We start from the raw sequence: 14,321 nt of genomic DNA, 5'->3' as shown, positions 1-14,321 counted from the left end.
TGTACTCGATGAACTGCGGGCCCTGGTTGATCATGTCCTCGTCCATGGTCTCGTCCAGGCCGACGGTGATGGCCTCCATCTCGCGGACGGACATGCCGCCGTAGGTGAGGAAGCCCTCGAACATGGGCACGTAGCCGCGCATCTTCTTGAAGGTCTCTTCGTCGCGGATGCAGATGCCTCCGCCGCGGCCGAAGCCGAGCTTGCGTGCCGAGAAGTACAGGACGTCGACCTCGTCGGCCATCGCGCGGGTGATCTCGCGGATGGACATGTCCTTGCACGCCTCTTCGCGGGTCTTGATGAAGTGCAGGTTGTCGGCCAGCAGCGACGCGTCGAGGACCAGCGGCAGCGAGTGCTCGCGACAGGTGGCCGCGACCTCGCGGAGGTTCTCCAGCGAGAACGGCTGGCCGCCGATGAGGTTGGTGCCGGCCTCCATGCGCACGTGGCTGATCGCCTCCGCGCCACGCTCGTCGATGAGGCCCCGCAGCGCCTCGACGTCGAAGTTGCCCTTGAACGGATGGTCGGAGGTGACCTCGAGCCCCTCGGGGCGGATCAGCTCCACGACCTCGCCGCCGTTGACGGTGATGTGCTGCTTGGTGGTGGTGAAGTGGTAATTCATCGGGATCAGCGTGCCGGGGCGGATCATCGTCTGGCTGATGATGTTCTCCGCGGCGCGGCCCTGGTGGGCGGGCAGGAAGTAATCCATGCCGAAGATCTCGACGAGCTTGTCGTACAGGCGCGTGTAGGTCGCGGAGCCGGCGTAGGCGTCGTCGGCCATGAGCATCGCCGCCTGCTGATCCTGGCTCATCGCGTTGACGCCGGAGTCGGTGAGCATGTCCAGGAACACGTCGGCGTTCTGCAGCAGGAAGGTGTTGAAGCCGGCCTCTTCCATCGCCTCGCGCCGCTGCTCGATCGGCAGCAGCGTCAGCTTCTGAATGATTCGCACCTTGTGCATCTCGAGCGGCAGCTGCTCACCGCGGTAGAACTTCACCTTCGACACGTCCGGGACTCCTTTACATAGGCGGATACTCACGCTGGCCGGGACCGAAACCATCATCCCATGCGGGTGCGGGTATCGGCCCTTCGGGTGACGATCACTTCAGGCGAGCGAACCAGTACTGCGCGACGGGTTCTTCGGTGTCCGCGAAAGCGAGGCTCGCCGGAACGACGCCCTCGGGCACCTCGAAGATCCACGTCATGGACGTCGAAAAGCCGGGGTTCATCATGTCGTCGCACACGGGATTGCCGGGGATGTCGTGGAGCGCGTCGACCCGCTCATGCCTCCGCCCGAGGTCATCGACGAGCTGCACCCGAACGTCGTAGCCGCAGACGAGGTCCCGTGCACGGTCCCCCGTGTTCACGACCGTCGTGCGCACGGTCGCAAACGTCCCACCGGGCCGGGCGTCGACCTGCTCGACGTACGTCACAGGCCCTTCGACGCCGACCTCGAAGCGGTGCTTCACCACGTCACGGGCCGGGGCCACGGTGACCTCATCGATCGTCAACGTGATGCCGGGGGCCTCCACCGGCTGCCCCGGCGACGGACCATGGACCGGTCTCGTCCGGCGCTCGGAGCGGTCATCCGCGCCCTCCGCCACCGGATCCGCGTCTCCGATGGAGTAACCGCCGAAGCCCCCGCCACCCGAGGACCCGGAGGGGATGGCCACGCCCACGCCGACCCCGAGTGCGAACACGACCGCGATGACCGCGACCTTCACCGCCGAAGATCCCCGGCGAGCACCATCCGTCCACGTCATGGCATCAATCGTACGGCCCCCAAAACCTCACGCCCCGGTAACGATCCCGCTTCCATGTGAAAACGATCCCTTGCGCCGAGAGTGCACCTCGTACACCATGGGCCGAAGGAGCAACTTTGCAGCCCCGACGGCGAACCGTTTAGACGGAGACCGTCGCAAAGCGGCCCGAGACACCGTCCCCGACGGACGTCACCCCGACAAACGAGGAGTACGACATGCGCAAGACCACCATCACCCGCACCACCGCCGCCATCTTCGGCGCCACCCTGCTGCTCGGCGCCGCGGCGTGCTCGTCGGACGAGGTCAAGGACAACACCGCCCAGGCCACCGACGCCGTCGAGTCCGCCGTGAACGACGCCACCGGCGGCAACGAGGCTTCCGAGGAGACCTCCGCCGAGGAGTCGGCCGCCCAGGACGAGGGCACCGGCGAGGAGGCGGACGTCGAGACCGAGGACGTCGCCGAGGGCGATGTGCCGGTCGAGGTCACGGAAGCCGCGCAGGCCGCCAACCTGGGCGAGTTCAAGTCCGCCGAAAAGGCCGGCGACAACGTCCTCGCCGAGTACGAGAACGGCTGGGTCGCCGCGTCGCCGGACGGCGGCACCCACCCGATCGTCGGCATGATCGGCGAGACCTGGAAGGAAGACGGCGCGCTCGGCAACGAGGTCGGCCTGCCCACCGCCGGCGAGACCGAGATCGAGGGCGGCTGGGAGCAGACCTTCACCAACGGCACCATCCAGTGGACCCAGGACGAGGGCGGCGAGTTCTCCGCCAAGTACGTCTAAGCGGTTCAACGCGAGCCCATCGCTTGACGACGGGCCGACGCGCACCATTGACCGGCCCAGCCCCGGGAGCATCGTCGGATGCCCCGGGGTTTTGGCGTACCCGGGCACATCTCCCCCGCCTCGCGCGACTCAGGAGAGGCCGCGCACACCACAGGATTGATACCCCCCGGGGGATATGGGTTACAGTTGCCACATCAACTAAATCGGCCGCGCCTTCGGGCGCGGCCGCCCCATGTCCACGGAGGTCCGATCATGTCCCCCACCCAGACGAAGGCCCCGGCCGCTGCAACGCCCATCCGCGGCCTCATCCCGCCGCTTCTGCTCGGAGTGCTGGCCCTGGTGTCGGCCGCGGAACCGATGTCGATCAACATGTACCTGGCCGGATTGCCGCAGCTGGGCGACGAGTTCGACATCGACCAGGCCGCGGCCCAGCTGACCATCACCTTCTTCCTCGCCGGCATGGCCATCGGGCAGCTCGTCGCGGGCCCGGTGTCGGATTCGCGCGGGCGCCGCGGCCTGTTCATCGCCGGCGCCGCGGGACTGCTCCTCGCCACCGCCGCGGCGGCGCTCGCCCCCGGAATCTGGACGCTCTACATCGCCCGCCTGGTCCAGGGGCTCGCCGGCGGCACGGCAGTCGTCCTGGCGCGCGCCGCGGTCGTCGACCTCGTGCGCGGCCCGGAGGTTGCGCGGATCTTCTCCATCCTCATGCTGCTCGGCGGCATCGCGCCGGTGCTCGGCCCGATCATCGGAGGCCTGCTGGTCGAGCCCGTCGGCTGGCGCGGCATCTTCTGGGTGCTCGTCGCCATCAACGCGATGATCCTCGCCGGCGTCGTCTTCGCCGTCCCCGAGACCCTGCCCGCCGAGCGTCGCAAGGACGCCGGTTTCGCCCCGATGCTCGCCGGGGCCCGCACGTTGTTCTCCGACCGCGCCTACGTCGGATTCACCCTCGCCTTCATCATGTCCTTCGGCACGATGTTCGCCTACGTCTCCGCTTCTGCGTACGTCCTGCAGGAGCACTACGGATTCACACCGGTGCAGTACTCGGCGATTTTCGCCACCAACACCTCCGGCCTGTTCATCGTCGGCCTGATCAACGCGCGCATCGTGCGAAAGCTCGGCCCCCTGCCCATCGCCAAGATGGGCAACGCCATCTTGCTGGCGGCGGCTGCGGGATTGGTCGCAGCTTCGCTTGCCGACGCCCCCGCCCCCGTGATCCTCGCCCTGTTGTTCATCACCGTGGCTTCGATGGGCGTGAACATGCCCAACAACTCCGCGCTCGCGGTGTCCCGCGCCACCGGCATCGCGGGTTCGGCCTCGGCGTTCATGGGCTCGGGCCAGTTCATCGTGGCCGGCCTGCTCAGCCCGCTCGTCGGCGTCGCGGCCGCCGCCGGCATGTCCCAGCCGGTCGCCATGGCCGCCGTCATGTTGGCCTGCGCCGCAACCGCCACTGCATCGTTGCACGTCGCGGCGCGGGCGGCGTTCCCGAACTCGACCAATGGCCCCACCGATGGCGCCACCAATGACGCGAGCGACGGCACGAGCACTGGGACGAGCACCGACACACGCCTTTCCGACGACCATCGCCGTGCCCGAAAGGTCCACAGGTCGACCAGAAGGGGAATCGTTACAGAACCGTGATGCTCCCCGGGCTGATTCTCAGGTTCGAAACGCCCCTCTCGAACGACCTGGGTGAACATCGTTTGTAACCCATGTCACAAACTGAGAGCTTCCCGTGAAGGCACGCGCTTCCCCGCCCGAAACGGTTCGATGGACTCGGCCCGCCAATGCACGTGAACAACATTCTCCTTACCGTGGTCGACACCGGCCGCCGCTCAGGGGCGGCCCGAGAAAAGCACCACGGAAGGATGATCGACATGGCCAACGAGAAGAACATCAAGGATCTCTTCAACGCCACCGCCTACGACCGCAACGGCGACAAGCTGGGCGCCGTCAAGGAGGTTTTCGTCGACGACAACTCCGGTCAGCCCACCTTCGTCGAGGTCGGCCACGGCTTGTTCGGCATGAGCAGCAGCCTGGTGCCCATGCGCGGCCATCGCCTGTCCGGCGACGAGCTTCAGCTCGCCTTCGACAAGGACCGCATCAAGGACGCCCCCAACCTCGACGCGGACAACCACCTGACGCCCGAGGACCAGCGCAACATCTACGGCCACTACCAGCTGACGGATGCCCAGGACAGCGAGCGCTACCTCGCCGATGAGCGCCGCGAGCGCCACGCCGATCCGCATCACGACGGCCGACGCGACGGTGACCGCGACCTCCGCGACGGCGACCGTGATCTCCCCCGCGACGCCGCCGCCGGTGCCGGCGTTGGCGCGGCCGGTGCCGGAATCACCGCCGGGCTCGCCGATGACGGCCGAGCCGGACGCGACGACCGTGGCATTCGCGACGAGCACGGCGTCCGCGATGACCGCGATCTCCGTGACCGCGGCCAGACCCGCCCGGGCCAGGTCCACGACCGCCCGGACCACGTGGACTCCGATCTCTCGGCCGAAGAACTCGACCGCCGCGCGGACCAGCGCGACGTCGACATGCGCGACGCCGAGCGCACCGAGGCCCTCGACGGGCAGGCGCCGCTCAAGTCCGATGACCACGGACCCGTCGACCGCCACGACACCGACCAGCGCAGCGACCTCGGCGGTGCCGCCGCGGACCGCGGCGACCACGGCGATGCCGGCGGCCAGGATCGGGATCTCGGCGGCGACCGGGGCACCGGCGAGGTCCGCCTCCGCCGCCACGTGGTCACCGACTACGAGACCATCGAGGTGCCCGTGACCCGCGAGGAGATCCGCGTCGAGCGCGACACCGTCTCCGACCGCGATGAACGGGACGCCCGCGACATCGTCGACCCCGACATGCACAACACCCGCGACGAACGCGGCGCCCGCGGCCTCGACGACGAGATGCGCGACAACCGCGATCTCGGCGACGGCCGCGACTTCCGCTAGACGGCTCCCCCGCCACACCGCGACCCGTACCATCACCGTCACCGGTGGGTGCGGGTCACGGCTTTTTCCGACGATCCGGCCCGACGTGCGGGCGGTGGGCGTCGTCAAGCAATCCCTTCAGTAAGGTTGGCTCCGTGGACTACATTTCGACGCGCGACCCGAAGCGAACCCCCGCCAAGTTCTCGGACATCCTGCTCGGCGGGCTGGCGCCCGACGGCGGCCTTTACCTGCCGGCCGAGTACCCGCAGATCGACGACGCCACCCTGACCCGCTGGCGCCGGGTGCTCGCCGACGACGGCTACGCCGCGCTCGCCGCCGAGGTGCTGCAGCTGTTCGTCGACGACATCCCCGCCGACGACCTCAAGGCCATCTGCGCCCGCGCGTACACCACGCCGAAGTTCTCCGACCCCGACATCGTGCCCGTCACCGAACTCGAGGACGGCCTGCACATCGGCCACCTGTCCATGGGGCCGACCGCCGCGTTCAAGGACATGGCCATGCAGCTGCTCGGCGAGCTGTTCGAGTACGAGCTCGCCCGCCGCGGCGAGACGCTCAACATCCTCGGCGCCACCTCCGGCGACACCGGCTCGTCCGCCGAATACGCCATGCGCGGCCGCGCCGGCATCTCCGTGTTCATGCTGACCCCCGCCGGCCGCATGACCCCGTTCCAGCAGGCGCAGATGTTCGGCCTCGAGGACCCGAACATCCACAACATCGCCCTCGACGGCGTCTTCGACGACTGCCAGGACGTGGTCAAGGCCGTCTCCGGCGACCTGGAATACAAGGCCGCCAACCGCATCGGCGCCGTGAACTCCATCAACTGGGCGCGACTGATGGCGCAGATCGTCTACTACGTGTCGTCGTGGATCCGCATGACGGAGACCAACGACCAGAAGGTCAGCTTCTCCGTGCCCACCGGCAACTTCGGCGACGTGTGCGCCGGCCACATCGCGAAGTCGATGGGCGTGCCGATCGACCGCCTCATCGTCGCCACCAACGAAAACGACGTCCTCGACGAGTTCTTCCGCACCGGCGCCTACCGCGTGCGGACGTCCGAGGAAACGCAGGCGACGTCGAGCCCGTCCATGGACATCTCGCGCGCGTCGAACTTCGAGCGCTTCATCTTCGACCTGCTCGACCGCGACGCCGAGCGCATCGCCGAGAAGTTCGGCGTGAAGGTCAAGCAGGGCGGGTTCACCCTCACCGGCGACCCGGCGTTCCCCAAGGCCTCCGCCGTGCACGGCTTCCTGTCCGGCCGGTCGACGCACGCCGACCGCGTCGAGACCATCCGCGACTGCTGGGAGCGCCTCGGCGTCATGGTCGACCCGCACACCGCCGACGGCATCCACGTCGCCCGCGGCCTGCGCGACCAGGTGTCCACGCCCATCGTGTGCCTGGAGACCGCGCTGCCGGTGAAGTTCGCCGACACCATCATGGAGGCCACCGGCACCGAGCCCGACATGCCGGAGCGCTTCGCCGGGATCATGGACGCGCCCCGCCGCGTCGTGGATCTGCCGAACGACGCCGACGTGGTCAAGGACTTCATCCTGGACAACATCGCCACGAAGTAGGGCGAGGCGGCAACGATCGCCACGAACTAGGGCACGGCAATAGAGCGAAGCGGAGCACATCTCCCTCGCTTTTCGACGGGGCGCCGCGGTTTCCGACCGCCGCGCCCCGTTCGGCATTTTCGGCCCGCGTTTTGGTCCGAGTTTTGGCCCGTCTTTTGACCCTCGTTTCTGGACGCGCCGACGGGCGGCATGTCCGAGGACGCGTGCACGCGATTCTCGTGCCATATGGGTGCCACCCATTTTCGCGACCTGCGCAAACGCGTTTATCGACGCCGCGTTGGCATCTATATGGCACGGAACCCGGCCCGCGACGGATGGCGAGCGGCCGGTGCGTTCTTCAACCTCGAATGGCGGCCGGCGCCGGGGGCCGGCGCACACTTCACCCCGGACCGCCACGTGCGGCCCGATCCCCGGTCGCGGCCACGAACTGCACTCACCACCCCCGTCGGCCCACCCCGTGAAACGCACGTGACGATTCACGACGAACGCCGTAATCCCCCCGCTTTTCACCCCCAACATTTCGGCAAAACCCGTGATCAATCCGTTATGGAGTTTGCTCCCCTTTCGTTTACCAGCGACATCGGTAAGAATCGGCCCCTGCACTTGCACGCCGTACCCGTCCGCCCTCGAAGGAGACCACCCGTGCAGCGATATTCCGCCGAGACCGCCCGCCCCGAAACCAACACAATCGGGCACGGGGCCCAGGTCGACCTCGACGAGCCCGCCACCCACGCGGGCTCGACCACCCGTCCGCGCTCCACCGAGTTGAGCACCGCCGCACCGCGCACCACGCGAACGCGCGCCGCCGCACCGCGCTCCGCTGAAGCGCGCCCCGCCGAGACGACGCTTGACGCGACGGTGTCCACGGCCATCGCCGACGTCATCCTCGCCCGCGCCGATCACGTCTTCGGCCTGGTGGGCAATGCGAACTCGCACGTGGTCAGCCACCTGACCACCCGCGGTTTCCCCTACACGGCCACGCGCCACGAGGCCGGCGCCGTCGCCGCGGCGGACGCGTTCTTCCGCGCGGGCGGCGGCATCGCCGTGGCGACGACGACGTGCGGCGCCGGGTTCACCAACACCATCACGGCGCTCGCGGAGGCGAAGGCGGCGCGCGTGCCGATGGTCTACGTCACCGGCTCCGCCCCCGCCGCCGGCCCGCGCCACTTCGACCTGAATCAGGCCGGCCTGCTCGACGCGCTGGGCATCGACCACTTCACGCCGACCCCGGAGACCGCCGCCGCCGACGCCCACGCGGCGTTCGCGCTGGCCCAGACGCACCAGGAACCTGTGGTCCTGCTGCTCCCCTTCGACCTGCAGACCGCTCCGCTGATCGACGGCGGCGACGTGCTCTCCCGCCCCGAGCTCCTGCGCCCCGCGCACGCCACGCCGTCGCGCCCGATGTCGGACGATCTGCGCGCCGAACTCGCCCATGTCGCCGACGCGCTGGCCGCGGCCCGCCGCCCGCTGATCCTGTCGGGCCGCGGCGTGGTCCGCGCCGATGTCGCCGACCGGGTCGCAGCGCTCGGCGACCGCATTGGCGCGCTGCACATGCATTCGGCGATGGCCCGCAACGTCGTCGGCGGCGAGTGGTGCCTGGGCACGGCGGGCGGCTTCACGCACCGCGCCCACGTCCCCATCGCCCACGACGCCGACGTCGTCTTGATCCTCGGTGCGAGCTTCAACGCCTTCCAGGCCCGCGGCGGGTCGCTGTTCGCCGATGATGCGACGATCCTGCATCTGACGCTGGAGGAGCATCCGTCGAACCGGAGCGTCGACAAGCGGGTCCTGTGCGACCTGGCCCCCGTGCTGCCCATCCTCGACGAGCTGGTCGCGGAGCGGCTCGACGCCCGTGCCACCACCTCCCCCAGCACCACCTGGCGCGACGAGCTCGGCGCCCTCCCGCCCGCGGAGGACCCGGCGACGCAGCCGGAGCTGTTCCACGAGCGCGGCGCCGACGGCCGCCTCGACCCGCGCGCCGCCCTGCGCGCGCTCGACCGCATCCTGCCGGCGCAGCGCACGGTCTGCACCGACGGCGGCCACTTCCTCGGTTGGGTGCCCATGTACCTGGACAGCCCCGATCCGCGCGCGCAGGTGCTGGTGGGCACGGCGATCCAGACGATCGGCCTGGGCTTTCCGACGGCCATCGGCGTCGCCGCCGCCCGCCCCGACGATTACAACGTGCTGGTCACCGGCGATGGCGGCGGCCTGATGGCCCTGTCCGACGCGGAGACGGTGTTCCGTTCGGTGCGCAGTGGCGCGGTGATCGTCATGAACGACGCCGCGTACGGCGCCGAGCTGCACCAGTACCGCGCGGAGGGCTTGGACACCGCGTCGATGGTCATCGAAGACATCGACTTCGCGGCGGTCGGCCGTTCCCTCGGCGCGCGCGGGGTCACCGTCGCGGAGATGTCCGACTTCGCGCGGGTCGAGGAGATGCTCGACGACGACCCGTCCGGCGTCATCGTCATCGACGTGAAGATCTCCCGCGAGGTCATCGCCGACTTCATCGCCGAGGTGCTGAAGAAGCAGTAGGCGGCGCTCGAAACTACGCGAAGAGCCCGTGCCGCCGATCCAGTCGGGGCACGGGCTTTCGTCGCGTCGGCGTCAGAGTCCGGTGTTCGGGAATTCCCCGTCGACGTCGACCTTGCCCGCGGAGTCGTTCCACTCGAAGGTGAGGGTCCGCGTGTACTTCGGGGCGGCGGCGTTGGGTTCGCCGGATTCCATCAGCGCCTCCCAATCCTTGTATTTCACCTCGAACCAGCCGTCGCCCTCGCCGACGATCTGGCCTTGCTGAGGCTTCGTCGAGTCCACGCCGAGGTAGTCGCCGTCGTGGAACATGAGGATCTTCGTGGCGAACTGCGAATTGCCCTGCGGCATCTGCTGGTACAGGGCATACGTCAGTTCGCCGCAGGGGTCGTAGTTGGTTTCGACGAGGTCCCAGTAGTCGCCGGACGCGGGGCCGTCGACCTTCGCGATGGACTCGTCGAGGATGGCGGCGTCCTCGTCGACTCCGCAGTTGGCGCCGCCGTCTCCATCGCCACCGTCCCCGGCCCGGCCATCTCCGCCGCCGGGCGTCGTGGTGACCGTGGTGGTCTCGGGGGCGGTCGTCGGATTCGGGCCGGCTTCGGCGCCGTCACCGGTGATGGTCGTGGTCTCGGTGACGACGCCGTCGTCACCTGCTCCCTCGCCGCCGGCCGCGTCGATTGAACCGCCGCCGCAACCGACCAGTGCCAACCCCAGCGAACACGCCACGGCGAATCCCGCCTTCGCGGTCGACCGACGTCGGGAAGCGATCGGACTACGCATCGGCGCGCCCTCCCTCGGATCCGTCCGATTCGGGAGCATCAGCTCGTGCGGCCGGATCAGCCGCTTCAGGCGATTCAGCTCGCGCGGCCGGTTCGGCGGGTTCCGCCGATTCATCCACCGGGCCGTCCGCCGCGGCGGGCCCCTCGTCGCGGTAGCCATCGAACTCGTCGCGGAACACCCGCTCGAGCTCGTCGTTGAACAGCACGAAGATCACCTCGGCGACGTTGTCGCGGCTGTCCTCCGCCCTGGATTCGATGGCCCGGCGGGCCGCGGCGGCGACCTCCGGCCCACTCCATCCGTAGGCGCCGGCGCCGATGGCGGGCATCGCCACCGTGTCCGCGCCGACGCGGTCCGCGGCATCGAGGGAACTGCGGAACGCCGCCTCGAGGACCGCGGGATCATCCTCCCCCGCGTGCCTGTTCGGGCCCACCGCATGAATCACCCACTTCGCGGGCAGGTCGTATGCGGAGGTGATGGCCGCTTGACCGGCGGGCAGACCGTCGGCAAGCGATTCTTCCCGCAACGCGCGGCACTCTTCCAGCAGCTCCGGGCCGGCGGCGGCGTGAATGGCGCCGTCGACGCCGCCGCCTCCCAGCAACGTCGAGTTCGCGGCGTTGACCACCGCATCGACCTTCACCCGGGTGATGTCGCCTTTGACGATCGTGATCTTCATGGTGCGCTCCCCTCGGTAGCCTCGGGACGTATCTACCTTCGGGTGTACACGTATTTCACCGATCGCGTGTTTCCCGGCCATGACGGGCGCGCGGCGTCAAATCTTCCGCGGGCGCTCGTGGGCGTGATGCGCGGCGGTCTCCAGCTGCAGCGTCGCGTGGCCGACGCCGAACTCCTCGGCGAGACCGGACTCCATGTCGCACAGGATCGAGCAGGCGTCGTCGAAGCCCAGCCCCTCTTCGACCGTGACGTGGGCGGTGAGCACCGCATCCGTGCCGTGGATCGACCAGACGTGCAGGTCGTGGACGTCGTGGACGCCGGGGCGGGCGATCATCCACTCCTCCACCGCGCGGGTGTCCACGCCCGACGGCGCGAGCTCCAGCAGGACGGTGCCGGCGCGGCGGATCAGCGCGATGGCCTGCGGGACGACGAGCACCGCGATGAGCACCGCCGCCACGATGTCGGCGCGGGCGAATCCGGTCCACCGCACGACGAGCGCGGAGACGAGCACGCCGACCGATCCCAGCGCATCGACCATGACGTGGAGCAGCGCCGCCCGCAGATTCATGTTCGACTTGTCCCCGCCGGCCAGGATCACCGCGGCGATGAGGTTGGCGGCCAAGCCGATCACGGCGATGATCAGCACCGTCCCCGAGGCGACCTCGACGGGCTCGGACCAGCGGCGGAACGCCTCGACGAGGATCCAGACGCCCGCCGCCCCGACGAGCACCGCGTTGAACAGGGCGGCGAGGACCTCCGCGCGACGGAAGCCGTAGGAAGCGATGCGGGTTGCCGGGCGCGATCCGATCCACGCGGCCCCCAGCGCCACCAGCAGGCCGAGTGCGTCGGAGGCCATGTGCGCCGCATCGGCGAGCAGGGCGAGCGAATTGGCGACGACGCCGCCGATGACCTCCGCGATGAGGATCGTCGCGGTCAGACCGAACGCCAGCGCCAACCTGGGCACGGCCGTGCCCGAGTGATCGTGGTCGTGGGCGCCGAACAAGCCGTGCGAGTGATCGTGGTCGTGCGGATGGCCGTGGTCATGCCCGTGCAAATGGCCGTGCGCGTCCCCATGCCCGCGGTCATGCGAGTGGCCGTGCCCGTGTGAGTGCCCCATGCCCACAGGTTAGGCCACCCTATGACAGGAACGCACACTTGGAAATGGTTCTCTCCGGCGTGTGGCTCGTCGCGTCGTCAGTAATCCCGTTCTACCGAAGTCAGGTATGCGACGGTGGCATCCGGCGCCTCGAGGAACTCGCGCATGTCGGCCACGGCCCCGCAGTCGCGCCATTCCGGCACGCGGATGCCGTCCTCGGTCAGCTCGAAGATCGTCGCCCCGGGGATGGCCAGCAGAATCGGCGAGTGCGTCGCGATGATGAACTGCGCCCCTCCCTTCGCCAGCTCGTCGATCTGCGCGAGCAGCGCCATCTGCCGCATCGGCGACAGGCCGGATTCGGGCTCGTCGAGCAGGTACAGCCCATCGGCGAAGCGGTGCGTGACCATGGCCCACACCGATTCGCCGTGCGACAGCGTGTGCAGCTCGTCGGGGCCGTAGATCGGGGCAGTCGGCGGATGATCGTGGATCTCCTTCAGCAGCCGCAGGTGACTCTCGGCCCGCAGGAAGTACGCGTCCGGTGGATTGCGCCGCCGCACCAGCCCCATCGCACGATGCAGCGGCGAGGCGTCGTCGAGCCCGGAAAACCGCATGTGCCGCGACCCGCCGTCGGCATTGCACCCGGCCAGCTGGGCGATGGCCTCCAGCAGCGTCGACTTGCCCATCCCGTTGTCGCCGGCCAGCAGCGTCACGGGCGTCGGCAGCGGCAATTCCCCCAGTTCACGAAGATGCTTGACGACGGGCAGACCCAGCACCCAGCCATCCTCGCCGTCGAAGCGGCCCTCCCCGAATCCGGCGTCGATCCCGGCCTCGGCCATGCGCACGGCCTTCACGTACGGGGCGCGGTCCGGATACCTCATGCCCGCGACCATACGCGCGGCCGCGGGGCCTACACTGCCGACAATGACCAACGATCCCCGCAGCCGCATCACCGCCCGAGCCCTCACCGTGTGGGCCGCGGCGGTTCTCGTGTACTTGGCCGCGATCACCGGGCGCACCTCCTTCGGCGTCGCCGGCGTCGAGGCGCTCGACCGGTTCGGCGTCGACGCCTCGCGCCTGGCCGTGTTCACCGCCGTGCAGGTCGGCGTCTACGCGCTGGCGCAGATCCCGGTGGGGCTGGCCATCGACCGGTTCGGGGCACGGCGCACCATGGTCGTCGGCGCGCTGGTCATGGCGACCGGCCAGATCGTCCTGGCGCTGACGGCGTCGTACCCCATCGCCATCCTGGCCCGCGTGCTCATCGGCGCCGGCGACGCCAGCGCGTTCCTGTCGGCGATGCGCCTGTTGCCGGCGTGGTTCCCGCTGCGCGTGACTCCCCTGTTCACGCAGCTCACGGCCGGGTTGGGGCAGATCGGCCAGTTCATCTCGGCCGTCCCCTTCCTCATGCTCCTCCATGCCGAGGGGTGGACTGCGTCGTTCCTGGCGCTGGGCTCCGGCATCGCCCTGGTCGGCATCGCCGCGGCCATCGCCATCGCCGACGTGCCGCCGGCCCCCGCAGAGCCGGACGGGCGGACCGGATCGGGCGGCGGGACGTCGTCAAGCGAAAACCGAGCCCCGCGCGCGACCGTGCGGGAGATGCTCGGCATCGTGCTGCGTCACCCGGTGTGCTGGCAGGGGTTCTTCACGCACTGGGTCGGGCTCATGCATCAGGCGACGTTCACGCTGCTGTGGGGAATGCCGCTGATGACGCTGGCGATGGGGCTCAGCCCCGCGCAGGCCGGCGGCGTGCTGGTGGTCAACACCATCGCGGCGGTGGCCGCCGGCCCGCTGATGGGCATGGCCTCGGCGAGGTTCGCGGCCCGGCGCGGCACTCTGACGGTCGTCATTTCCGTGGCGCTCATGGGCATGTGGGTGGTGTTCCTGCTGCCGGACGCGCCGCGCGGGCTCGCCGCGATCATCGCCCTGAACATCGGGATGGCGGCGCTGTCGTCGGCGTCCAGCCTCGGCTTCGACTCCGTGCGCGAGGCCGTCGACCGCCGCGCCCTGGCCACCGGCACCGGGCTGTCGAACATGGGCGGGTTCCTGGCCGCCATGGTGGCTGCGCAGGGCATCGGGGTGCTTCTCGACGTCTCGTCCGGCGGCGGCGCCTACCAGTGGTCCGACTTCCGCGTGGCGTGGGCCGCGATCGTCGCCGTGTGGGTGCTGGGCATGGC

Annotated in this window: 11 protein-coding genes and 1 pseudogene; 6 read left to right on the top strand and 6 right to left on the bottom strand. The window is 69.5% G+C overall.

The features are described from left to right. A partial coding sequence (locus GX015_RS11540; protein ID WP_291345289.1) for a tryptophanase occupies positions 1-997 on the bottom strand: 997 nt, incomplete at its 3' end. Positions 998-1,091: 94 nt separating this feature from the next. After that, positions 1,092-1,754 carry a hypothetical protein gene (locus tag GX015_RS11535; protein WP_291345287.1) on the bottom strand — a complete coding sequence of 221 codons (663 nt, stop codon included), beginning with the start codon at positions 1,752-1,754 and terminating at the stop codon, positions 1,092-1,094. Between the two features lie 215 nt (positions 1,755-1,969). On the opposite strand from GX015_RS11535, the gene GX015_RS11530 reads away from it, so the two are divergent. The 5 genes from GX015_RS11530 to GX015_RS11510 all read left to right on the top strand — a co-directional run bounded on the left by GX015_RS11530 (position 1,970) and on the right by GX015_RS11510 (position 9,608). Continuing rightward, positions 1,970-2,536 carry an LGFP repeat-containing protein gene (locus GX015_RS11530; protein WP_046649604.1) on the top strand — a complete coding sequence of 189 codons (567 nt, stop codon included), beginning with the start codon at positions 1,970-1,972 and terminating at the stop codon, positions 2,534-2,536. A gap of 252 nt (positions 2,537-2,788) precedes the next feature. Next, positions 2,789-4,174, top strand: a complete 1,386-nt coding sequence (locus GX015_RS11525; protein ID WP_291345283.1) for a multidrug effflux MFS transporter — start codon at positions 2,789-2,791, stop codon at positions 4,172-4,174. A gap of 236 nt (positions 4,175-4,410) precedes the next feature. After that, a complete protein-coding gene (locus GX015_RS11520) occupies positions 4,411-5,502 on the top strand; it encodes a PRC-barrel domain-containing protein (protein WP_291345281.1) in 1,092 nt (363 codons plus the stop codon). 134 nt (positions 5,503-5,636) lie between these two features. Continuing rightward, complete coding sequence (gene thrC / locus GX015_RS11515; protein WP_291345279.1) at positions 5,637-7,073, top strand: threonine synthase; 1,437 nt, start codon at positions 5,637-5,639, stop codon at positions 7,071-7,073. Positions 7,074-7,715: 642 nt separating this feature from the next. Continuing rightward, complete coding sequence (locus GX015_RS11510; protein WP_291345277.1) at positions 7,716-9,608, top strand: thiamine pyrophosphate-binding protein; 1,893 nt, start codon at positions 7,716-7,718, stop codon at positions 9,606-9,608. A 72-nt stretch (positions 9,609-9,680) separates the two neighbouring features. Here the strand turns inward: GX015_RS11510 and GX015_RS11505 are convergent, their stop codons facing one another. The 4 genes and pseudogenes from GX015_RS11505 to GX015_RS11490 form a co-directional block, all read right to left on the bottom strand. Then, positions 9,681-10,382: an LppP/LprE family lipoprotein gene (locus GX015_RS11505; protein WP_291345275.1), complete on the bottom strand. Its 702-nt coding sequence runs from the start codon at positions 10,380-10,382 to the stop codon at positions 9,681-9,683. Between the two features lie 169 nt (positions 10,383-10,551). Next, a pseudogene (locus tag GX015_RS11500) lies at positions 10,552-11,055 on the bottom strand (O-acetyl-ADP-ribose deacetylase); the annotation flags it as partial. Between the two features lie 96 nt (positions 11,056-11,151). After that, the gene (locus GX015_RS11495) at positions 11,152-12,171 is read right to left on the bottom strand and encodes a cation diffusion facilitator family transporter (RefSeq protein ID WP_291345273.1); all 1,020 of its coding nucleotides are present in this window, start codon (positions 12,169-12,171) and stop codon (positions 11,152-11,154) included. A 77-nt stretch (positions 12,172-12,248) separates the two neighbouring features. Continuing rightward, the gene (locus tag GX015_RS11490) at positions 12,249-13,028 is read right to left on the bottom strand and encodes an AAA family ATPase (protein WP_180965681.1); all 780 of its coding nucleotides are present in this window, start codon (positions 13,026-13,028) and stop codon (positions 12,249-12,251) included. Positions 13,029-13,071: 43 nt separating this feature from the next. On the opposite strand from GX015_RS11490, the gene GX015_RS11485 reads away from it, so the two are divergent. Next, positions 13,072-14,321 (top strand): nitrate/nitrite transporter (locus GX015_RS11485; RefSeq protein ID WP_291345269.1); only part of this gene is annotated, 1,250 nt, incomplete at its 3' end.

Source organism: Corynebacterium sp. (assembly GCF_012837295.1).
GTDB lineage: Bacteria > Actinomycetota > Actinomycetes > Mycobacteriales > Mycobacteriaceae > Corynebacterium.
Note: the sequence above shows the minus strand (reverse complement) of the source record. Positions and strands in the feature narration are given on the sequence as shown.